Below are 22,964 nucleotides of genomic sequence, written 5' to 3' on the forward strand. Positions count from 1 at the left end.
TAATGTGACAATACCTAACTAGCATATAAAAATAAAACTTTTTTACAATATTCTTATGAAACATTTATTGCTGATTATTGCTATTATTTTAAATTCTTGCAGTAGTTTTAACAACTTAACTTTACCAATTGCTAAACCTAAATTTTTTACTGAAAATCATAAAGAAGAAAATTTTAGCGATCTAATTGAACAATTAGCGCACAATCCAGAAGACCGGCAAATATTATTAAAAATAGCTCAGTTTCATATTAAAGAAAATAATTGTAATGAATTTATTGAAATCGCTAATAAATTAGATCTTTCCAATCTTGGAGCTTCTCAACAAATTGAAATTTATAACTTTAAAGGTAAATGTTTAATTAAAAAAGCTGAGTTAAAATCAGCCCATGAAAATTTCAACCATACTTTAAGTATTGATGCCACCAACAGTCTTGCTCTCTCTTATATTGGCTTGATTCACACCTTAACCCGTCATTTTAAAGAGGCCTTAGTTTACCATCAAATAGCATTAGACAGTAGCCCTAATGAAACTTTAATTTTAAACAATATGGGTATTTACTCACTTTATACCCGCAAATATAAAGAAGCAGAAAATTATTTTAGCCGCGCCCTTCAATCCAGCACCGAAGCAAACCGTAAACAAATTTTGCCTAATTTACTAAAAAGCTTAACTTTAAATAAAAAGCATCAGAAAGCAGCCGAATTATTAGCTGCCAATTATACACCTACAGAGAGTAGCTTAATTGCTAAAGAATTACGTATTTTAAGAAAATCAGGCTTCCGCCCGATATATATTAAATATAAATAGCAATTGAGCTATAAAGCCTCTAAGCCATACTTTAAAAACTTTCATACTTAATAATTAATATATACTAAATAATCTTGACTTATTTAAATTATATGTTAATAAATATTTAATATAACTCAATATGGTTACTTAATTATGAAATTTAGAATAGAAGCTCTTACCTCCTTGGTATTTAAAACCACAGCGATTGGACTTGGATTAGTTTATGGCTTACCGGTTCTTGGCTTAGCCGCTCCATTGTGGCTGATTGGCATTACTGCAGTTTTTGCAGCAGGCATACTGAACAACACCCGTTTGAATTTAAACTTAAAAAAATATGGTTTTCTATTAACTATCTTCCCTGCAATTGGAATTAGTTTATATTATTTACTACCTATTATAGGAATAAGCCTTAGTGTGCCCATGATAGCTTTAGCAACTGTAGGACTAGCAATACTTCACCAGACAATTGATAATAATATAAACTCTGATGATCCTAATTTACCCACTTGGAAGCTCTCTTTAGCCATGGCCAATGCAGTTGCTATACTAACTGAGGTTGCTTCCTACCGCACTCTTCTTAGCTCTCTTGTTATGACTACACTTTTTCCTGCTATTGGTAATTATCATATAGCTTTAAGGCTCAGTGCTTATATACTACCAGCTCTTGGATATTTCGCACTTGAGGTTATGGAATATAATCCTATAAACTTAGCTGCCCACAAAGCTTTTGAATATATTTTCTCAAGCAATTATCAAGACACAAAAAATCAGCTTCAAGATCAACTCAGAATGGTGAGAGATAAAGAAGACAAATTAATCTCTGAACATTACTTAAATAGCGCCATTGCCCTGGCTGTGAACGGCCAATGGGAAGATAGGCCATACTCTGCTGCTAAAATTAATCCAGAGGATCTACCATTAAAAAACAACCAATCTTGGGGTGATTACCTACTAGATACTATCAACCCACTTGCTAGCGTGATTAGCAGATAATAGCGTTACTAAAGGGTAAGAACTTACTCTTACCCTTTAAGTTTCGAAAGTGCTACTTCCTTAAATTTTTACCCTCAACAATTAATTAACACTTATTAAACTCTCTTGACTTATTTAAATTATATGTTAATAAATATTTAATATAACTCAATATGGTTACTTAATTATGAAATTTAGAATAAAAGCTCTTACCTCCTTGGTACTTAAAACTGCAGCGATTGGACTTGGATTAGTTTATGGCTTACCGGTTCTTGGCTTAACCGCTCCCTTGTGGCTGATTGGCATTACTGCAGTTTTTGCAGCAGGCATACTGAACAACACCCGTTTTAATTTAAACTTAGGAAAATTAATAATCTCTCCTGTAATTATTGGACTGAATTTATATTATTTACTACCTATTATAGGAATAAGCCTTAGTATGCCCATGATAGCTTTAGTAACCGCTGGATTAGCAACACTTCAGACTATTATTGCTAATAACATAAATATTGATGATAATAATTTACCTATATGGAAAAAGACTTTATTCGGGATTCACGCAGTTACAGTAACGACTGAGGTTGCTTCCTACCGCACTCTTCTTAGCTCTTTTGTTATGACTACACTTTTCCCGGCTATTGGTAATTACCATATAGCTTTAAGGCTCGGCACTTATATACTACCCGCTTTTGGATATATAGTACTTGAGTACATGGAATACAATCCTATAAATTTAGCTACCCATAAAGCTTTTGAATATATTTTCTCAAGTAATTATCAAGGCACAAAAAATCAGCTTCAAGATCAACTCGGAACAAAACAGGAAAACAGAGATGTCCCCTTAATCTCTGAAAAGTATTTATGGAGTGCTATTAACCTTGCTACTAGCGGTCAATGGCAAGATAGGCTAAACCCTATAGTTCAAAATGCTCAGAACATTAACCAGGGCAACCTGCAACCCAAAAATAACCAATCTTGGGGTGATTACCTACTAGATACTATCAACCCACTTGCTAGCGTGATTAGCAGATAATAGCGTTACTAAAGGGTAAGAACTTACTTTTACCCTTTAGTTTCGAAGCCTCCCCTCCCTTAAATTTTCACCCTCAACAACTAATTAACACTTATTAAACTCTCTTGACTTATTTAAATTATATGTTAATAAATATCTAATATAACTTAATATGGTTACTTAATTATGAAATTTAGAATAGAAGCTCTTACCTCCTTGGTACTTAAAACCGCAGCGATTGGACTTGGATTAGTTTATGGTTTACCGGTTCTTGGCTTAGCCGCTCCATTGTGGCTAATTGGCGTTACTGCAGTTTTTGCAGCAGGCATACTGAACAACACCCGTTTTAATTTAAACTTAGGAAAATATGGTTCACTATTAACTTTCTTCCCTGCAATTGGAATTAGTTTATATTATTTACTACCTATTATAGGAATAAGCCTTAGTGTGCCCATGATAGCTTTAGTAACCGCTGGACTAGCAACACTTCACAGTATTGCTGAGAACAATATAAATATTGATGATAATAATTTACCTATATGGAAAAAGATTTTATCTACTGCCAATTTTATTGCTATAGGGACTGAGGTTGCTTCCTATCGCACTCTTCTTAGCTCTCTTGTTATTACTGCACTTTTTCCTGCTATTGGTAATTACCATATAGCTTTAAGGCTCGGTGCTTATATACTCCCAGCCATTGGATATTTTGCACTTGAGTGCATGGAATATAACCCTATAAACCTAATGATAAACAAAGTAGCTAATTATATTACTAGTACAGAAAATAAAATTATATTTACAGAATTACAACAGATTACACCTATTGTAGAACATTTAGTTAGTGGCCAATGGGAAGATATCCAAATTAATCCAAAGGGCGATCTACAACCAAAAAGCAACCAATCTTGGGTTGATTACCTACTAGATACTATCAACCCACTTGCTAGCGTGATTAGCAGATAATTATTTCAAATGTAAAAGGGGAATGTTGTTCCCTTTTACATTTCAGTTCCGCCTACCGTTATTGAATCAATTAACATTGAAGGCTGGCCAACTCCCACTGGTACACTTTGGCCATTTTTGCCGCAAGTTCCAACCCCTGCATCTAAGCACATATCATTGCCAATCATTTTAACTTTAGTAAGGCAATCAGGCCCATTACCAATTAAAGTAGCACCTTTAATTGGAGCGGTAACTTTACCATTCTCAATTAAATAAGCTTCACTGGCAGAAAACACAAATTTACCGGAGGTAATATCTACCTGCCCTCCTCCAAAATTGGCTGCAAAAATTCCTTTCTCAACGGAAGCTATAATTTCTTCTTGAGAATGATCTCCACCAAGCATATAAGTATTAGTCATTCTAGGCATAGGCTGATGAGCATAACTTTCACGTCTACCATTGCCAGTACGCGCCATATTCATAAGTCGTGCATTTAAAGAATCCTGCATATAGCCTTTTAAAATACCATCTTCAATTAACACAGTTTTTTGGCTTTTTGCACCTTCATCATCAATGCTGATTGAACCTCTCCTATTTTGCAAAGTACCATCATCAATGACGGTTACTCCAGGAGATGCCACACGTTTACCCAACATATCAGAAAAAGCAGAGGTTTTTTTACGATTAAAATCACCTTCCAACCCATGACCCACAGCTTCATGCAACAATACACCAGGCCAACCAGGGCCTAACACCACTTTCATTTCTCCTGCAGGAGCCGGCCTTGCTTCAAGCAATACACAAGCTTGCCTAAAAGCCTCATCGGCATATTTTTGCCATTTATTATTTTGGATAAAGTCAGCAAAGTTGGTACGTCCACCGGTGCCATAGCTGCCACCTTCCATTTTACCACCTTTCTCTACCACTACAGACACATTCACTCGCACGAGCGGTCTAACATCGTAAGCAATTTCATTACCAGGCTTAACAATAGATACTACCTGCCAACTAGAAGCCAGACTTGCTGTTACTTGTTTTACCATTGGCGATTTGCTTCTTAGATAATGATCTATTTCTTTAAGCAATTTAATTTTCGATTCAAAAGATTCGAGCTTAATCGGATTTTCTGCCGGATATAGCTTTGCAAAATTTGTGGCCATCTTATCAAGATTAATACTTCTTGAATTACCACTGATACCGGTAATCACTTCGGCTGATTTACTCAGACTTTCTAGGCTTAAATCGGAGGAATATGCATAACTTACTGTTTCATCTACAATTCCCCTGAGACCAAATCCCGAAGAAATATTAAAAGAAGAGTTTTTAATCTTGCCATCATCTAATACGATTGATTCAGCTTCAGAATATTCTAAAAACAATTCACCATCATCCAGTTTTGAGATAGCATTATTTACAACATTAACTACCTTTTGTTCATCAAAATTATCTTTAAAAAAAAAGGTACTTGGATTTTTTTGCATCTAATACTTCCTTTAAGCGCTTAATAAATATAGAAATATTTAAAATTCTTGCTAAATTGCGATTGTTATTTTATTCTTATAATATTGAAATATATGGATTTGTCTAGGTTGCGGTGAATGCTTGGAGATATAAGAATATTTTATTATAAATTTATGCAAAAATTATGAACTATTTTGCAGATAAAATGGTTAAAATAAACTTAACACTCAAGAAATGTTCATCCACAGCTTAGCATCTGGGATTTTAAATTAAGGTTATCTCAATGAAAATCGTTGTATTATTGCTTTCTTTGTTACTTCCAAGCTTTAGCTTTGCTGATGGTATTCCTACACCATGGCAAATGTATTTTCAGGCACCCGCCTCACCAACTATGCATAAATTTTATGCATTCCATGATTTATTAATGATCGTTATTACCGCTATTACCATATTAGTATTTGTTCTACTAGCTTATGTATGCATTAGATTTAACAAAAAAGCCAATCCGGTCCCTGCTACCTTTACTCATAACGTTAAGATTGAAGTGCTTTGGACTGCAATTCCTATTTTAGTTTTACTTGCCATTGCGGTACCTTCTTTAAAAATTTTATATTATGTAGATAAAGTTCCACAAGAAGATATGACCCTTAAGGTTATTGGCCACCAATGGTATTGGGAGTATAGCTACCAGGATGATAAAAGCGGTGAAAGCTTTAATTTTGATAGCTACATGATTAAACCGGAGGATTTACAGCCAGGCCAATTAAGGTTACTGGAAGTGGATAACAGGGTAATTGTCCCGGTAAATAAAACTATTAAAATCTTACTTACTTCCGCAGATGTAATTCATTCATGGGCAGTCCCTGCACTTGGTATAAAAACTGATACCGTACCGGGTAGAACCAATGAAACTTGGGTTAAAATTGACAAACCAGGAATTTATTATGGTCAATGTTCTCAATTATGTGGATTTGGCCATGGATTTATGCCAATAGCCGTTCAAGCAGTAAGCGAAGAAGAATACCAACAATGGTTTAATGAAGCCAAGCAAAAATTCGCTAACAATTTCAACTCATCTATTCACTTAACATACCAAAATTAATTACAAAAAGGTTTTGCAAGAATGTCATCTAACTTAGTTAATGAAGAGCATTTAGAACATACCACTGTTCATCACGGTACACCAACTGGGTGGAAGAGATGGCTTTATTCTACCAATCATAAAGATATAGGCAGTATGTATCTTATTTTTGCAGTTTTTGCAGGATTGATTGGAGGATTACTTTCAGTGATTCTTAGGGCGCAGCTGATGTATCCTGGCAATGATTTACTAGGAGGTGATCATCAATTATATAATGTAATTCTTACCGCTCACGCCTTTATCATGGTGTTCTTTATGATTATGCCGGCACTGTTCGGTGGCTTTGGCAATTGGTTTGTACCAATTATGATCGGCGCTCCTGATATGGCTTTTCCCCGTTTAAACAACATTAGCTTTTGGTTATTAGTGCCATCTTTTACTCTACTGCTTACTTCAGCCTTTGTAGGTGGCGGAGCTGGTACCGGCTGGACGGTTTACCCACCACTTAGCAAAGCAATGTTCCATCCAAGCGCTGCAGTTGATATGGCTATTTTCAGTCTACACTTAGCTGGTATTTCCTCAATTTTAGGTTCCATTAATGTTATTGTTACTATTTTTAATATGCGCTGTACCGGCATGACTTTGCACAAAATGCCTCTTTTTGTCTGGTCAGTATTAGTTACCGCATTCTTACTATTGCTAGCAATTCCTGTGCTTGGCGGTGCGATTACTATGTTACTTACCGACCGTAATTTTGGTACTAGCTTTTTTGATCCGGCAGGCGGAGGGGATCCAATATTATTCCAACATTTATTTTGGTTCTTTGGTCATCCTGAAGTTTACATTATCATTCTGCCTGGTTTTGGAATTGTTAGCCATGTGGTAGCCACCTTTTCTAGAAAACCTGTTTTTGGTTATTTAGGCATGGTGTATGCCATGGTAGGAATTGGGGTTATTGGCTTTGCGGTGTGGGCACACCATATGTTCACCGTTGGTTTAGATATCAACTCACTAGCTTATTTTACCATTGCCACTATGATAATTGCAGTACCTACCGGTGTGAAGATTTTCAGTTGGATTGCAACCATGTGGGGTGGATCGATTGAATTTAAAACCCCAATGCTTTTTGCAGTTGGCTTTATTTTTCTCTTTACTCTTGGCGGGGTTACCGGAGTAGTGCTTGCTAATGGTGGTGTTGATCGGGTATTTCACGATACTTATTATGTAGTTGCTCACTTCCATTATACTATGTCACTTGGAGCAGTATTTGCCGCTTTTTGTGGTTTTTATTATTGGATTGGCAAAATATGTGGCAGGCAATATCCTGAATGGATGGGCAAAGTGCATTTTTGGACCACTTTTATTGGGGTTAATTTAACCTTCTTCCCTCAACATTTCTTAGGTTTAGCTGGGATGCCACGTCAAATTCCAGATTATCCTGATGCATTTGCCGGGTGGAATTTTGTTTCATCAGTTGGCTCAATGATCTCATTTGCTTCAACTTTATTCTTTGTATATCTAGCAATTTACACTATCTTTAAGGGTCAAAAATGTCCTGATAATCCATGGGGGGACGGTGCCAACACATTAGAATGGAAGGTCTCTTCTCCTCCTCCTTATCATACTTTTGAAGAAATTCCTGAAGTTAAATAACTATAACAAATTAAGTATAATTAAATATAAAAAGCAGCCTCAATTTTGGGCTGCTTTTTTTCTATTTTCCTAATAACTTCTGGTAGTGACCAACGCTTTATTCCTTTTGCTATCTAGCAACTTAGATAGCAATTACTAATGAGAATAAGACTCCAACACTACAAAGAGCATACTCGCAAAAAATTATTTCAATAATTTCAAAGACTATTTGTACAATCACATCAACATAATTCTGCACAAAAAAAACCTTATACAAAAACTATTTAGATTATTTAACAATTGCAAATATTAGGTGGTGCAAGATTTTATGAGAGCAGTAATAAAATTAAACTAATTAAGCAAGATGGAGGCAGATTAATCAAACCTGGAGAATATTTTACAAAAATACTTGATTTTATCAAAAAAGCATTCGATATGGATGAGGAACATTTCAAAAGATTTTTAAGCGAGCAAGATGGTTTATTTATAGGAATAATGAGCCTATTTTAAAAAGCAAATCATCTTTTTACAGTCTAAAAAATCCTAAATAGCTTAATATCCTATTTATTACATCTCACCAGTGGCTAAGAAACGGAAGATATTTTAGGGTTAAAAACAAGTGATTCAATTTTTAACTCCTTATTAAGCGCCACACTAACTAATTACTATTTAACCCCTTATCAGCTTTAAGCTTGAGCGCAACCTTTTTACTAAGACGGCACCATAGTTACATTCATGAGATTACATCTCAACAACTTTATAGAATATATTGACTTAACTATTTAAGAGAGAAGAGAGGCTAGTAGGAGCTTGGCCGATCTTATTGAATTCTACAATTCACTGAAAAATTACTGGTATTTTTCCTTAATTAAATTTGCAATCCTAGCAGGAGGGTTGGTACCCCATCCTGAATAAAGAATGCTACCATACAAGCTTGCATCTAAAGAACTTTCTGTAATTTTTTTAAGAAAAATCGGGAGCTTAACCTTATTAACCAGTACATAATGCCAGGCATCCACTCCCTGGTTCTTTCCTTTAATCAAGTAAATCAAATCTCCTAAAGAAGTAGTATAGCTTTTTATAAAGGTCATTTATATTTTACTTCTACCTTGGGTTATCAAAAACACTTTTTCAACGGTTATCTGATCCAATATAGGGCTTGGTACAAACTTTTTCTCCCCTGCTTTCATCGTTACAATGGATAATACAATTTTATTTATCTCTAATTGGATGCTACTATCACCATCTGTTAACCCAGAATTTTTAAGCAATTCTTCTGTGTTCTTGCCTAAAAATTTATAATTAGGGTCTTTGATCTGTTCATAAAAATCATCAATAGCCTTATGTCCATGTAATATAGCTTGCCTATCTTCCTCGCTTCCCGGCTCTACACCTGGTAACATTCCCGCCATTAGTAAATTTAATGCAGCAACCACTCTTTTAAATATTACATCATTAACTTGTGGTTCATTACTTAAAGCATCTTGCAACATATCCTACCTTTTTAAAATTCTTCACTATTGTTAAATTGGAATCAAAATTTTATATTTTTAATAATATTACTTATTTAGCAATAATTCGTTTTAACAGATACGTCAATCGCTTATATGTTAAGCTATTATGATATTAGTAATAAATACAACCAGAAAAGTAGAATTTAAATAAAAGCTTCTATAATAGAGGTTAGTTTATAGATAAAAAGCTATTTAAATAAACACAGCAGCCAATATAAGCTGCTGTGTTTATCTAATTTATTGATTTTTTTCGGAAGGATCAATCCAGGCAATATTACCATCATGGCGATAATAAACAATATTTAGCCGTTCATTTCCTTTATTCCAAAAAATTAAAGCTGGTACATGCATTAAATCCATTTTCATTACTGCTTCACTAACCGTTAAATATTCGATGTTAGTAACTTTTTCAGCAATAATAATTGGATTATCATTTTTAGATTCTTTTTCATCTTCTAAGTTAAAGGGCTCTAAAATATATTTAGTGCCACTAAGTAATTTTGCTTCATTAACCGGCAAATCGTGCAATGGCACTACTTTATGATGATCCTTTAATTTGCTCTTATATTTTCTCAGCTGCTTTTCTATTTTTACTAAAGCAGTATCAAAGGCTGTATATATATCGTCCGATTGGGCTTGAGCAGTAGAATAACGATGTTGGCCGGTACCTTCATTTACAGTAATATCACATTCAAACATAGCACCTTCACGATTAAAATGAATTTCTGCTTGAATAGCCCGCTCGAAAAACTTGCTCACACTACGCTCAGTACGCTCATGCGCATATTGCTGTAAGGACTGTCCTAAATTAACTTGTTTACCTGAAATTAATATTTTCATAAAAACCTCCTATTTAAAATTATTATAGACCATCCATATTTATATTGTGTTATAACTTGCCTATTAAAGTCAACTTGAATAACCAACTACTTTTCTAGGTTGCGATTAATATCGCTGTATAAATAATATTTTATATAAAAAATATTATAAATTTTATTATAATAAGGTGGTTCTATTTCAGGTAATAATCCAGGATTCACAGCCCTATCTAGTTAAACAAATTGATTTTACGAAATACTTATTGCAGCCTTTTAAGCTACAAAAATTGTTTTTGCCTTTTGCGAATATTTGAGGAAGGAATATTCATTACGCTTCTATATTTAGCCACTGTTCGTCTTGCAATTTCAATACCGCGCGCTCTTAATGATCCGACTATTTCATCATCAGAAAGAATATGTATTTCTTCTTGCTCGATAATATTTTTAATTAAATTCATTACCGCTTTATTAGACAAATCTTGGTTAGGCATTACTATATTTTTAGAGAAAAAATATTTCAGCGGTAATAACCCTAAAGGCGTTAAAATAAATTTATTTTGACACACCCTACTAACGGTACTCTCATGCAGCCCTACAACTTCAGCTAGCTTACTCAAAGAGAGCGGTTTTAAATATCCTACACCTAACCCAAAAAAATCAAGTTGGTGTGAAACAACTACGGTAGCCACCTTTAAAATAGTATTAGCTCGCTGATCAAGTGCTTGGATTAATGAGTTGGCGTTATGAAAATAATTAGTCATCAATTCATAATCGTTGGGATTTAAGGAATTTTGTTTTATAATACTATAATATTTTCGATCGACTAATAATTTCGGTAAAAACTGGTTATTCAGTTCTAATATCCACTCTCCCTTCATATTCTTTTTCATAATAATATCCGGACCAATAATACTATTATTATCATTAGAATATAAATTAGCAGGACGCGGATTTAACTTTTTAATCTCTTCTATATGATTTTTAATATCATCAATGGGAAGTTGAATAATTTTTTGGATTTTTGCCAAGTCACTTTTAGCTATTAATGCCAGGTTATCTAAAAGCCCGGCATAAATAGAATTAAATTTATTTTTTTCCTTAAGTTGAATTTTTAAACATTCAGCCAAATTTTCAGCAAAAATTCCACTAGGGTCAAATTGTTTCAGTTGATTTAAAACCAGTGCAATTTGATTCTTTGTATATTTAGTAATTTTAATTACTTCTTCGACTGCACTAACTTTTAACCAACCATTATCATCTAATTGATCTAAAAAGTTAAAAGCAATTTCTCGCTCTGCTTTATCAGCAAATGCTAGGTAAATTTGTTCACTTATATGTTCGTTTAAAGTTTTAGCTTTAGCAACAAAATTTTCAAAATTATATTCATAGTTATTATTAGAAGAGCCGCGCGAGGACACATTATAAAATACTTCATCCTTAGATTCATCTTCCACATCATCTTCAATTAGCAAAGGATTATCATTTACCACTTGCTTTAAATATTCTGCTAGCTCTAGATTATTGAGACTTAAAACATGCAATGATTGTTGCATAGTGTGAGTCAGGGCTATCTGCTGAGATTGATGTCCAAGCTGCTGAAGTTTCATTACAAAATAATAAAAATTTAAATTTATATTATTGTTGAGCTTCTTAGCTTTTTAAGCAAGAGAAATTTATAAAAAATTAAACTAAAGTAGTACTTATAGAATAAAAAATAATAATTATGCATACCACATAGGCAAATAGCATTCCCAGCTTTAAACCATAACTATGCCCACTAGCAAATATATTTTTAATATGATTATTTTTATGGATCATATCCTCAAGCATTTTAAAACGTCTAAGTGCCATTTGGTTACCCAAGCGATCTTTAGTAATATTATTTATATCCGTTGCTATCTCTAATAAGGTTTTTAAATTCCCTTCGCTATAATTATGATTAAGCATTTTGGTTATATTGTGCTTTAAACTTCTACTCCGATATAGCTTATCAATAACCACAGTAATATATTCTACATATTTTTTAGCAATATTTGGCAAGCTTTTTACGGCTGTAGCATTTTGCGCATTAACTAAAATAATTAAATTTTTAATCACATAATTATTTTCAATTTCTGACATCCGGCCTGATGAATAAACTCCCAAATCTTTTCTTGCATCAATTTTAGCACAAATAAAACCTACAATATGCCGATCAAGCGTAGAAATATCATTTTTAAGAACCATTTTTTCTAAACTTAATAATAAGCGTTGTAAGGAATTACAATAATAATCTACCACAAGTACGCTTTGACATGGCATGGAAGGATTTAGCTCATAAAGCATCCTTTCTAATCCAAAGCCAAAATGACTTTGGTTAAAAATACTTTTACATTTTTCTAATATAGGAGAAATAATCATTGCTTCTTGCTTTAGCTTATTTCCTTTAATTTCAATAAATAAATTAAGTAAGGTACCTGAAAATAATCTAATCAAAATCCTATATAATTCTTGGGTATTCTGATAAAAAGAATAGGAAATTAAGCTGGGCATTGCCTCATATGCAATACTGTAAGAAGGAAATTTAATTCCCGTTTCAGGATCTAGTATTAATAAACTTCTTATTATAAATTCGTCATCATCTATAGCAAAACTACTAAAATTAATAGTATTCATTTTAACAATATAATCTAGCCTATTAGATAGCTCCTCTAATCCCAGGCTACTCTCAATCCATTTTAGCAACCTTGCTTCTTTAAGCGATTGTTTTGCCTGGCCCCAATCTTGCCATAGTTCGTAACTTAAGGAAGCTTGATTAAAATGTTGAGCACCCCTATTGACGCTATATCCGCGCATTGAGTTTTTATAAAACGGTAAAACCGGTACATTATACTTTCTACCTTTATGCCACTCAATTAATTTTCTTGAATCCCATCTATCTTGCATCCGATCACATAATAAACCTTTAAGTAAAGTTTTAATATTAGAAGATAAGCTAAATTCTTTAATATAACTATAATAAGTTCCATCATTCAATCTGTTAAGAAACAACTCATGATTTCCTAACCCAGCAAGTGGTAGTTGACCGGTGAGCATATATATAATTATTACCCCTAATGCAAAGAAATCAGCTGACAGGTCGTTTTCAGCTTTAGCAAAAGGAGAGAGCAGCATTCTTTCGATAGGCTCAAATAATGAGGATTGAAAAAACCCATTTGGCTGTTTTATGCATTCTCCAAATTTTATTTCGTAAAATTCATTAATATAAATATTTTTATGATTTAGAAATCCGTGTGAAAGTTGTAAATTTTCATAAGTTATAATTGATCTTAATAAAGATATAAAAACCTTATCCACCACTATTGCTTCACTTATTACGCCATTTCTTTCTATAAATTGCTGTATAGTTTGCCATTGTTCATCAGGATAAGGAATTATAGTACAAAGTTGATATCTTAATTTTTCTCCCACTGGTAATATTTCAGCAGCTTTAGGTGCTATAATTGTAAATCCCTCTTTAAACTCAGTTAGTAGCTTTATAGCACGATAGCGGTGAGCAGCTTTATTCTGATAAATAAATGCATAAAATTTCCCCTCACCTTTTTGATCCTCAACTTGATATGCCTTGCCAAATTCATTTGATAACTCTGCAATAGGTTGGGTCGGTATAATTTTAAACCTATCCTCCACTAAGTTTGCGGTATTATTGAATATAAAGCTAATTTTAATATTACTCGAAGAAGATGTCGCTTGCGCAGCAGCCAAAGCAATTGAGCTTTGATCCTCTTCGGTTTCTTTAAGCTCTATTATATTTTGTAATTCCGCATCTGGTTCTAGCTTGTTCTCTTTTCCATCCATAGTATGATATTATATATTGGTCCCTTACTATCTTACTGTATTATTAATTTTTAAATCAAGCTTTATTGGAAGGAAATACAGTGCAGATGAGGTGACTATTAACTTTTTATGTAATTTATGTACTATTTATGATAATGAAATAATTATAATTACTATTAAGCTACAAAGTTTTTGCGGTTTGAGTAGCAATTTATACCTTACATGGCTATACCCAAAGCAATTGTACAACGAAAGATTATTTAACACCGGTATACTATGATACTACTAACCAACCGAGATATTTGGCTTTTTTCTAAACTTAGCATTAAAGAGGATTTTAACGCTAGAATTTATCTATAGTACTCAAATATACTTTAGTATTTTCTGTTCCTCGGTTGATTTTTTTAAAATTCCTCTTTTTTCGGTTGTGCAAGAAATCTATTACTTAAGAACCTACTTTTTCAAATTAAATGGTTAGTTATTTTGTTGGTTTTTACTTAGCACTGCTTGTTTTAAGCTTGCTGATAAAAATTCATTAATTTTTCCATCTAGTACCGCTCCTGCATCACCAGTTTCATAATCAGTTCTTAAATCTTTTACTAGCTGGTATGGCTGTAAGACATATGATCTAATTTGATGCCCCCAACCAATTTCTGTCTTGCTTTGATTAGCTTTATTTAATTCTTCTTCTTTCTTTTTAAGTTCTAACTCATACAGTCTAGCTTTAAGCATTTTATAACATTCTGCTTTATTTTTATGCTGCGATCTATCACTCTGGCTACTGACTGCTATTCCTGTAGGTAGATGAGTTATTCTTACTGCGCTTTCTGTTTTATTTACGTGCTGCCCACCGGCTCCACTTGCTCTAAAGGTATCTATCCTTAAATCTTTCTCTATAATCTCAATTTCTATACTATCATCAACTTCAGGGTATACCCAAACACTAGCAAAGCTAGTTTGTCTCTTGCCTTGTGCGTTAAACGGTGAGTTTCTTACCAATCTATGAACACCACTTTCATTTTTAAGCCAACCATATGCATAATTACCACTAATTTTAATAGTTGCATTTTTAATGCCAGCTTCTTCCCCATCTAATTCATATAGAATTTCTGTTTTAAACTTATTATGTTCAGCCCATCTTAAATACATCCTAAGGAGCATCAATGCCCAATCATGGCTTTCCGTTCCGCCAGCTCCTGCATTTATTTCTAGAAATGCATTGTTAAAATCTGCCTCTCCTTCAAACAAACATTCTATTTCTAGGTTATCACAAGTCAAAAGCACAGATTCTAAATTGTATATTGCATCTTGAAATACAGTTTGATCCTGTTCACTTTCTGCAAGTTCAGCAAGCTCTTTATTGCTTACAAAGTCATTTTGTATATTAGCATAGTGGCTTAATTTATTTTGAATTAGTTTTTCTTCTCTAAGAAGAGATTGTGCTTTTTTTTGGTCATTCCAAAGATTAGGATCATCAATTCTTTCTTGCAATTCCTTTAGGTTTATTTCTAATTTTTCAATATCAAGAAAAGTTGCGAGTAACTCAATTTTTTGCTCAAGGCTATTAATTAAGTTTTTATATTCAATACTCATATATTATTGTTCTAAGTTTTTAAAACTTTATAGCAAATTTAATTTAAATCTTAAATACTAAATTACCATATGTTTTAATAAAAAGTTATTTCTGGATATAATAAATTATCAAGCAGCTCAATGCCAACATGGGCTAAGTCATTATTTGATGTGTTAAAGTTAAAGTTATCATCAATGAATATGTTCCCGGCTAGGTATCTATATAAAGTATCTTTAAAAAGTGGATAAAGAATTCCTACCGTTATTAATGATAACGCTGCTCCAATTATTACTATAGCTGCAAAACCTGTAGGGGTAAAACTTGCTGTTATTTTATTATTATTAATATAAAGCGAATTGAAAATTAGTTGCTTTAATTTAGCATAATACCAAATTCTACTTAATCCGATGGTAGGAATAGCTAGTAACATAGTGATTATATGTATTTTAAACAAGCTATGATTTTCAACCTTAAAGCTTACTTGGTTTTCTGCTGCTTGAAGATTCTCATAAAAATAACTGGCTTTCATTAAATCTGATTTAGGTACCATCCAGCCAAAGCTTATAATATTTATCAGCAACCTTTTAAATGCTAATAAATTATATTTCCATGCTGAGCCTTTTAAATATAGATGCGTATTGCTTATTTGGATTCTAGAAAATCTATATTGATTTGAAGTATAATAAATAAAACCTGAAAGAAAAAACCACATAAAAAGATCTACATAATCTCTAACACTTCTTAAGCTGCCTTGCAAGCCTTCTAAACTCCTACTTATAAAACTGTAATAGGCTATAGCAGCAATAGGCAGCACGTATACCAGGCACACTACCAATGCACCTTTAAAAATATCACTACCTTTCCCGCTATATTGCAAATTAAGATTTTGGATACTTAAGCATTCTAGAAAATATTTTCTCACTCTATTAACTGCCCATGGATAATATATTCCACAGGTTATTATCATTAGCAAGCAGTTTAATACATATAGTTTATAGATAGCAGCCAAGCTACTTTTATAATTAAAAAAGAGCATTATCAAACCTCGTATTAAACATACAGTTAATATATTAACCATTGTCAACTTGAAATACAAGAGGTATCTGAGTATATTAAAGATAATTAAGCTGATATATTAGCTAAATTATATAAAATATAGATAAATTATATTGATATGAGATGATTGTTATTATGATTTGAAGAAAAATATCATTGAAATAGATAAAAACAGAAAAAGCTCTATTAATAGGCTTGGCAATGTCCTACTTTCCCACGCCTTAAGACGTAGTATCATCGGCGCTGTACGTTTTCACGGCCGAGTTCGGGATGGTATCGGGTGGTTCCCATACGCTAAAATCACCAAGCCAATTAATAGAGCTTTACAGCTTTTTAATTAGCAAATTATAGATAAATAACTAGCTTGCTTTTGTCAAGCAAAATAACACTGCGCGCAATAACTCTTTAAGTGTAATAAGCCAATCAAGTTATTAGTACCAGTAAGCTAAACATGTTACCATGCTTACACACCTGGCCTATCAACGTGGTGGTCTTCCACGACTTTAATGGAGAAATCTTGTTTTGAGGTGGGTTTCACGCTTAGATGCTTTCAGCGTTTATCCCGTCCGTACGTGGCTACCCAGCTATGCCGCTGGCGCGACAACTGGCCCACTAGAGGTACGTCCATCCCGGTCCTCTCGTACTAAGGACAGATCCTCTCAAATTTCTTACACCCACGGAAGATAGGAACCGAACTGTCTCGCGACGTTCTAAACCCAGCTCACGTACCACTTTAATCGGCGAACAGCCGAACCCTTGGGACCTTCTTCAGCCCCAGGATGTGATGAGCCGACATCGAGGTGCCAAACGAATCCGTCGATATGGACTCTTGGGATTCATCAGCCTGTTATCCCCGGCGTACCTTTTATCCGTTGAGCGATGGCCCTTCCACGCAGAACCACCGGATCACTATGACCTACTTTCGTATCTGCTTGACTTGTCAGTCTCGCAGTTAGGCAGGCTTATGCCATTGCACTCTAATAGCTGATTTCCGACCAGCCTGAGCCTACCTTCGCACGCCTCCGTTACCTTTTGGGAGGCGACCGCCCCAGTCAAACTACCCACCATGCATGGTCCCTGCTCCTGATTCAAGGAGCTAGGTTAGATATCAAGAGGTGAAAGGGTGGTATTTCAAGGTTGGCTCCACGAAAGCTGGCGCCTTCGCTTCATAGCCTCCCACCTATCCTACACATCCAACTCCTAATACCAATGCAAAGCTGTAGTAAAGGTGCACGGGGTCTTTCCGTCTAACCGCGGGTACTCCGCATCTTCACGGAGAATTCAATTTCGCTGAGTCGATACTGGAGACAGCGGGGAAGTCGTTACGCCATTCATGCGGGTCGGAACTTACCCGACAAGGAATTTCGCTACCTTAGGACCGTCATAGTTACGGCCGCCGTTCACTGGGGCTTCAATTCGATGCTTGCACACCTCCTCTTAACCTTCCAGCACTGGGCAGGCGTCAGGCCATATACGTCCTCTTTTGAGTTTGCATAGCCCTGTGTTTTTAATAAACAGTCGCCACCCCCTGCTCTGTGCCACCTTCATCTGGTTGCCCAAACAAAGGCCACCCTTCTCCCGAAGTTACAGGTGTAATTTGCCTAGTTCCTTCAGTATCGTTCTCTCAAGCGCCTTGGTATACTCTACCTGTCCACCTGTGTCGGTTTGGGGTACGGTCTATAAGTGGGAGCTATTTCCTGGAACAACTTCGCCGCATTCTCAATCCAATAAGAGAATACAACTTACATCATTCGTCACTACCCACAGGTTCAGGAATATTAACCTGATTCCCATCGACTACGCTTTTCAGCCTCGCCTTAGGGGCCGACTAACCCTGCGCAGATTAACTTTACGCAGGAACCCTTGGACTTTCGGCGAAAGTGATTTTCACACTTTTTATCGCTACTCATGTCAGCATTCTCACTTCTGATATCTCCAGCAAACCTCACGATTTGCCTTCACAGACCTACAGAACGCTCCGCTACCACGCTTACTTAAAGTAAGCATCCACATCTTCGGTAAGTGGCTTTAGCCCCGTTACATTTTAGGCGCAGGAAAACTTAATTAGACTAGTGAGCTGTTACGCTTTCTTTAAAGGATGGCTGCTTCTAAGCCAACCTCCTAGTTGTTTTGGTTTTCCAACATCCTTTCACACTTAGCCACTATTTGGGGACCTTAGATGGTGGTCAGGGCTGTTTCCCTCTCGTCCACGGACCTTAGCACCCATGGACTGTCTGCCAGACTGTGTTCATTGTTATTCGGAGTTTAGTTGAGTTTGGTAAGGCTTTGGGCCCCCCTAGCTCATCCAGTGCTCTACCCTCAATGACAATCATCTGACGCTCTACCTAAATAGATTTCGCGGAGAACCAGCTATTTCCGGGTTTGATTGGCCTTTCACCCCTAGCCACAGTTCATCCCCTAATTTTTCAACATTAGTGGGTTCGGTCCTCCAGTGTATGTTACTACACCTTCAACCTGACCATGGCTAGATCACCCGGTTTCGGGTCTAATGCATCGTACTTGTCGCCCTATTCAGACTCGCTTTCGCTACGCCTACAGCTATCGCCTTAAGCTCGCACGGTACACTAACTCGCTGACCCATTATACAAGAGGTACGCCGTCACCTCACATCCGAAGATGCTATGGCTCCGACTGCTTGTAAGCAATTGATTTCAGAAACTATTTCACTCCCCTACTCGGGGTACTTTTCACCTTTCCCTCACGGTACTAGTTCACTATCGGTCGTTAGAGAGTACTTAGGCTTGGAGGGTGGTCCCCCCATGTTCAGACAGGATTTCACGTGTCCCGCCCTACTCAAGGACTTAACTACTTTTTACTCATACGGGACTATCACCCACTTTGGTTAACCTTTCCAGATTATTTTGATTGTTATAATTAAGCCACTGGCCTGGTCCGCGTTCGCTCGTCACTACTAGCGGAGTCTCGGTTGATGTCCTTTCCTCCGGCTACTTAGATATTTCAATTCACCGGGTTCGCTTCTTGTAACTATGTATTCATTACAAGATACCTGTAAAACAGGTGGGTTTCCCCATTCGGAAATCTTCGGATCAAAGGGTATTCGCACCTCCCCGAAGCTTATCGCAGCGTATTACGTCCTTCATCGCCTTCTAACGCCAAGGCATCCATCAATTGCTCTTTTTATGCTTATTAACGCTTGAGATTATTATTGCACGCAGAATAAATCTGCTTGACTCAGCAATTTTGCAGTTAGTTATTTATCTATATTCACTTTTTAAACAGCGTTTTGTTTTTTCGTTTCGTTGTGAAGAAGTATATATTCGGATCTTCAAAAATAGTCAATAACAATTTTTCATTTTTTTTGATTTTTTTTGCATTTATATCAAATTTTTGTCGTAAATTATGTGTTTAGCTTGGCTTTTTACACTGCACTCTCCTGTCTTACTGCCTATGTTGGTCACTTATTACTAATATACGCTAGTTGTTTAAGTAATTTCAGTTGTTCTATAAGATATATATTACTTATATATAGATAATGTTACTTCTACTGCTTGGACAATAAATTCGTATCTTTAAAACAGTTTGTTATATTTGAAGCTTTTAGACATAGACAATATAGATAATCTTTAATAGTGAGAGCAAGTTTATTTTCCATCACTAATCTATATTACCACATTACCAATCCATTTTTAATCAACTGAGTTATAGTTATATTGAATTAGCACTGCGTAAGATTTGAATTTTCACTTTAACTCTAGCTAATAAAGACAGATTATTCTTAATTTTATTATAACCATTAAAAAATAACATTCTTGCGATGATTGACACATCTTTCTAATTTCCGCCTTAAAATCAGTTGATAATTCAAAATCTTCACGCTTTGCCATTAAACTTTTCACAAAGATATTCTTAATATAAGCAACTTACATTTTACAATCATATAGTAGATTGTTAAAAAAATTTGAAATGGGTTACTTCCAAGGCTCTACCTTAAGTTGATTCTTATGGTTACAAATAAGCTTTAATATTTTATTCAGAAATCTGCGAGTTGTAGTTAGTTCAGCATTACTTAAAACAGCTTTTTATTTTAGCTAGATAACAGAATTCTAAAGAAAGAGAGCAATAGTTAATTACCCTATATTACTTATATAAGTAATATAAGTAATATAAGTAATATATTATTTAGCGAGTAAGGATGTTTTAGCAACCGATGTTGCTATTCCCACGCTACTTTGCTTGCTATTCAGTAACGCTTTACAAGCTTCTAAAGCTTTTTTGGGTATAACTGCTATTTTATCAACCACTTTTGTGCTGGCCTTATAACCGATAATGGTAGCTTTGTAACCGACAATAGTTACTGCTGCCAACCCAGCCGCAGCTAAAGCTATAATACAACCAACCTTAATGACAGTGCGTAGTTTTTTATTTGTATAAATACTCTTACAACCCTTCCCTAACTTAGAAAAAAGGTTCGCCATACTCTTTGGTATTCCTGCACAAAATTGCTTAAATTCCTGATAAGAAGGTAAGATTCTAGCCTTCTTTAAATCTTTCACTTCTTTTTGTAAGCCTTTTATTTCTACTTCTAGGCTACTTATCATTTCAAAAAGGTTTAGCCCTCTTCTGGCACATTTAACCTCGATAATTAATCGGATGATATCTTGCACCGCATCAGGATCAGCCTGAATAGACTGCGAACAATTATTTTCATATTTTGAAGTAGAGTAATTATATACCCTTTCTCCTTTAACAGATTCACGATTAAGTGGATCAGTCATTTTCTGTTTCAGCCACTCGGTAATGGGACCCTTATCAAATACGTTCTTACTTAAAGTATTTGCTTTATAGTGAATACCCCCCTGGTAAATCAACCTAACGGGCTCTTTTATAATCTCAAAAACCATCGGGCAAATATATCCCTTATCTTCAAATTTTTTTCGCTCTTCAGCAGTTAAAGTCTCCTCAAATCCACTAAGCAATTCATCAGGAACACGAGTTAAAATGTTTACCATATCAACTTACCTTTTTATAGTTATTCACATAAAAGCCTACTGTAAGCTTTTATAGGCTCTTGATTTATTTATACTTTGGTTACCACAATCTTTAACAAGATGCAAAATAACTTTTAAATATTAATCAATTTTTATCAACAGAGGGACTATTACAGCTTGTAAATTTTCTATAAGATTTTTATTAATTAGCTGCTCTGCTATATCTTTATCAAAATCCATTTCATAAATTATTTGCCATTTTTTTTGCACAGCGATATTCAACAAATACTCTTTATCAAACAAGTTAACCATATTAACTATCAACCCTAAATTAGGCACATTCATTTTTTCTCCCATAGCAATTGCTTTAGAGATATCAGCTATACTTAATTTTTGTGGAGTAGTAACATACACAAACCCCTCTACTGGGTAGCTCTCTAACAGGCTTAAATGTATATCACCTGTACCAGGAGGCAGATCAATTATCATCAAATCTATCTCCTTCCCATCCCTACCCCAATCAACCCCTCTAATTAGCTGATAAAGAGTCTTAGTTACCATAGGCCCTCTCCAAATGGCTGCCTTTTCTTGATCTACCAAAAATCCAATCGACATCAGTTTAAGATTTTTAAACTGATGCGGCACCAATAAGTTATTTTCTATTTCTGGAAAGTTATGAATATTAAAAATATGAGGTATAGAAGGACCATAAATATCCGCATCTACCAAGGCAACGTTTAATCCTTTATTGCTGGCAGCCAAAGCAAGGTGCGCAGCTATAGTAGATTTTCCCACCCCCCCTTTGCCCGAAGCCACTGCAATTATTTTTTTTACGTTAGCTACTGGAAGCTTAGGCTTATTAGCAGCTTGGGATGTCTGCGATCGTTCTCTTGCTTCTGTTTTTTCTTCCACTACCAAAACCTTAGCTTCTATGATCCCGGGCAATTTATTAATCGCTATTAAATCAACCAATATACTGTTAATGCTATCGACCAACCTTTCATCAAGCATGTCATGCTTTTTTAATATAACCGTAAGTTTTGCATTAATTATCACCATCTCTTGGAAAAATGGCAGCTTAGATAACACGGACTCATTTATAATTATATACTGATCTAATATCTGATTTATTGTGGGGTTTTTCATTTACTTAAATTTAGTAATATTTTTAAATTTTAAATATCATTTTTGGCAACAACCTACAAACCTTTTCTAACTATCACAATTGCCTCTTATCATCTAAGCATTTCAATTATAATAAAAAGACAATGCTTTATATCAGCTGTAGCTTGAATTTATTAATTTAATTACTATAATTGATATTAAT

17 protein-coding genes and 2 rRNA genes are annotated in these 22,964 nt (G+C 34.7%); 7 read left to right on the forward strand and 12 right to left on the reverse strand.

The window, feature by feature from the left end:
* Positions 1-55: 55 nt before the first annotated feature.
* The 4 genes from EF513_RS01940 (at position 56) to EF513_RS01955 (ending at position 3,737) form a co-directional block, all read left to right on the forward strand.
* Positions 56-808, forward strand: a complete 753-nt coding sequence (locus EF513_RS01940; protein WP_125215734.1) for a tetratricopeptide repeat protein — start codon at positions 56-58, stop codon at positions 806-808.
* A 135-nt stretch (positions 809-943) separates the two neighbouring features.
* Complete coding sequence (locus EF513_RS01945; RefSeq protein ID WP_125215735.1) at positions 944-1,783, forward strand: hypothetical protein; 840 nt, start codon at positions 944-946, stop codon at positions 1,781-1,783.
* A 166-nt stretch (positions 1,784-1,949) separates the two neighbouring features.
* Positions 1,950-2,795 (forward strand): hypothetical protein, encoded by an 846-nt coding sequence (locus EF513_RS01950; RefSeq protein ID WP_125215736.1) that lies wholly within the window; start codon positions 1,950-1,952, stop codon positions 2,793-2,795.
* A 165-nt stretch (positions 2,796-2,960) separates the two neighbouring features.
* Positions 2,961-3,737 carry a hypothetical protein gene (locus EF513_RS01955; RefSeq protein ID WP_125215737.1) on the forward strand — a complete coding sequence of 259 codons (777 nt, stop codon included), beginning with the start codon at positions 2,961-2,963 and terminating at the stop codon, positions 3,735-3,737.
* Positions 3,738-3,772: 35 nt separating this feature from the next.
* Here the strand turns inward: EF513_RS01955 and tldD are convergent, their stop codons facing one another.
* On the reverse strand, positions 3,773-5,197 hold the full coding sequence (gene tldD / locus EF513_RS01960; protein ID WP_125215738.1) for a metalloprotease TldD: 1,425 nt from the start codon (positions 5,195-5,197) through the stop codon (positions 3,773-3,775).
* Between the two features lie 263 nt (positions 5,198-5,460).
* On the opposite strand from tldD, the gene coxB reads away from it, so the two are divergent.
* The 3 genes from coxB (at position 5,461) to EF513_RS01975 (ending at position 8,400) form a co-directional block, all read left to right on the forward strand.
* On the forward strand, positions 5,461-6,279 hold the full coding sequence (gene coxB / locus EF513_RS01965) for a cytochrome c oxidase subunit II (RefSeq protein WP_125215739.1): 819 nt from the start codon (positions 5,461-5,463) through the stop codon (positions 6,277-6,279).
* A gap of 21 nt (positions 6,280-6,300) precedes the next feature.
* Positions 6,301-7,911, forward strand: coding sequence for a cytochrome c oxidase subunit I (gene ctaD / locus EF513_RS01970; protein WP_125215740.1), 1,611 nt, complete (start codon positions 6,301-6,303; stop codon positions 7,909-7,911).
* Between the two features lie 279 nt (positions 7,912-8,190).
* Positions 8,191-8,400, forward strand: a complete 210-nt coding sequence (locus tag EF513_RS01975) for a hypothetical protein (RefSeq protein WP_125215741.1) — start codon at positions 8,191-8,193, stop codon at positions 8,398-8,400.
* Between the two features lie 338 nt (positions 8,401-8,738).
* Here the strand turns inward: EF513_RS01975 and EF513_RS01980 are convergent, their stop codons facing one another.
* The 11 genes from EF513_RS01980 to EF513_RS02030 form a co-directional block, all read right to left on the reverse strand.
* Positions 8,739-8,981, reverse strand: a complete 243-nt coding sequence (locus EF513_RS01980; protein ID WP_125215742.1) for a hypothetical protein — start codon at positions 8,979-8,981, stop codon at positions 8,739-8,741.
* Positions 8,982-9,383, reverse strand: a complete 402-nt coding sequence (locus EF513_RS01985) for a hypothetical protein (RefSeq protein ID WP_125215743.1) — start codon at positions 9,381-9,383, stop codon at positions 8,982-8,984.
* Positions 9,384-9,641: 258 nt separating this feature from the next.
* Positions 9,642-10,244, reverse strand: coding sequence for a ribosome hibernation-promoting factor, HPF/YfiA family (gene hpf, locus EF513_RS01990; RefSeq protein ID WP_125215744.1), 603 nt, complete (start codon positions 10,242-10,244; stop codon positions 9,642-9,644).
* Positions 10,245-10,500: 256 nt separating this feature from the next.
* Positions 10,501-11,829 (reverse strand): RNA polymerase factor sigma-54, encoded by a 1,329-nt coding sequence (gene rpoN / locus EF513_RS01995; protein ID WP_125215745.1) that lies wholly within the window; start codon positions 11,827-11,829, stop codon positions 10,501-10,503.
* A 76-nt stretch (positions 11,830-11,905) separates the two neighbouring features.
* Positions 11,906-14,059 carry a protein kinase family protein gene (locus EF513_RS02000; protein WP_125215746.1) on the reverse strand — a complete coding sequence of 718 codons (2,154 nt, stop codon included), beginning with the start codon at positions 14,057-14,059 and terminating at the stop codon, positions 11,906-11,908.
* Between the two features lie 453 nt (positions 14,060-14,512).
* On the reverse strand, positions 14,513-15,631 hold the full coding sequence (gene prfB / locus EF513_RS02005; RefSeq protein ID WP_125215747.1) for a peptide chain release factor 2: 1,119 nt from the start codon (positions 15,629-15,631) through the stop codon (positions 14,513-14,515).
* A 74-nt stretch (positions 15,632-15,705) separates the two neighbouring features.
* Entirely contained in the window at positions 15,706-16,647 is a 942-nt protein-coding gene (locus EF513_RS02010; RefSeq protein ID WP_164503795.1) for a DUF898 family protein, read from the reverse strand.
* A gap of 213 nt (positions 16,648-16,860) precedes the next feature.
* Positions 16,861-16,975 (reverse strand): 5S ribosomal RNA (gene rrf, locus EF513_RS02015).
* 102 nt (positions 16,976-17,077) lie between these two features.
* A 23S ribosomal RNA gene (locus EF513_RS02020) occupies positions 17,078-19,838 on the reverse strand.
* A gap of 986 nt (positions 19,839-20,824) precedes the next feature.
* Entirely contained in the window at positions 20,825-21,658 is an 834-nt protein-coding gene (locus EF513_RS02025) for a U-box domain-containing protein (protein WP_125215749.1), read from the reverse strand.
* A gap of 120 nt (positions 21,659-21,778) precedes the next feature.
* Complete coding sequence (locus tag EF513_RS02030) at positions 21,779-22,783, reverse strand: P-loop NTPase (protein WP_125215750.1); 1,005 nt, start codon at positions 22,781-22,783, stop codon at positions 21,779-21,781.
* Positions 22,784-22,964: the final 181 nt, after the last annotated feature.

Origin of the sequence: Rickettsiales endosymbiont of Stachyamoeba lipophora, assembly GCF_003932735.1 — a bacterium.
GTDB lineage: Bacteria > Pseudomonadota > Alphaproteobacteria > Rickettsiales > 33-17 > RICK01.

Bases quoted from the DNA above. Each gene is read 5' to 3' on its own strand.
- EF513_RS01940 (WP_125215734.1), top strand. From the start codon at position 56: ATGAAACATTTATTGCTGATTATTGCTATTATTTTAAATTCTTGCAGT.
- EF513_RS01945 (WP_125215735.1), top strand. From the start codon at position 944: ATGAAATTTAGAATAGAAGCTCTTACCTCCTTGGTATTTAAAACCACA.
- EF513_RS01950 (WP_125215736.1), top strand. From the start codon at position 1,950: ATGAAATTTAGAATAAAAGCTCTTACCTCCTTGGTACTTAAAACTGCA.
- EF513_RS01955 (WP_125215737.1), top strand. From the start codon at position 2,961: ATGAAATTTAGAATAGAAGCTCTTACCTCCTTGGTACTTAAAACCGCA.
- tldD (WP_125215738.1), bottom strand. From the start codon at position 5,197: ATGCAAAAAAATCCAAGTACCTTTTTTTTTAAAGATAATTTTGATGAA.
- coxB (WP_125215739.1), top strand. From the start codon at position 5,461: ATGAAAATCGTTGTATTATTGCTTTCTTTGTTACTTCCAAGCTTTAGC.
- ctaD (WP_125215740.1), top strand. From the start codon at position 6,301: ATGTCATCTAACTTAGTTAATGAAGAGCATTTAGAACATACCACTGTT.
- EF513_RS01980 (WP_125215742.1), bottom strand. From the start codon at position 8,981: ATGACCTTTATAAAAAGCTATACTACTTCTTTAGGAGATTTGATTTAC.
- EF513_RS01985 (WP_125215743.1), bottom strand. From the start codon at position 9,383: ATGTTGCAAGATGCTTTAAGTAATGAACCACAAGTTAATGATGTAATA.
- hpf (WP_125215744.1), bottom strand. From the start codon at position 10,244: ATGAAAATATTAATTTCAGGTAAACAAGTTAATTTAGGACAGTCCTTA.
- rpoN (WP_125215745.1), bottom strand. From the start codon at position 11,829: ATGAAACTTCAGCAGCTTGGACATCAATCTCAGCAGATAGCCCTGACT.
- EF513_RS02000 (WP_125215746.1), bottom strand. From the start codon at position 14,059: ATGGATGGAAAAGAGAACAAGCTAGAACCAGATGCGGAATTACAAAAT.
- prfB (WP_125215747.1), bottom strand. From the start codon at position 15,631: ATGAGTATTGAATATAAAAACTTAATTAATAGCCTTGAGCAAAAAATT.
- EF513_RS02010 (WP_164503795.1), bottom strand. From the start codon at position 16,647: ATGCTCTTTTTTAATTATAAAAGTAGCTTGGCTGCTATCTATAAACTA.
- EF513_RS02025 (WP_125215749.1), bottom strand. From the start codon at position 21,658: ATGGTAAACATTTTAACTCGTGTTCCTGATGAATTGCTTAGTGGATTT.
- EF513_RS02030 (WP_125215750.1), bottom strand. From the start codon at position 22,783: ATGAAAAACCCCACAATAAATCAGATATTAGATCAGTATATAATTATA.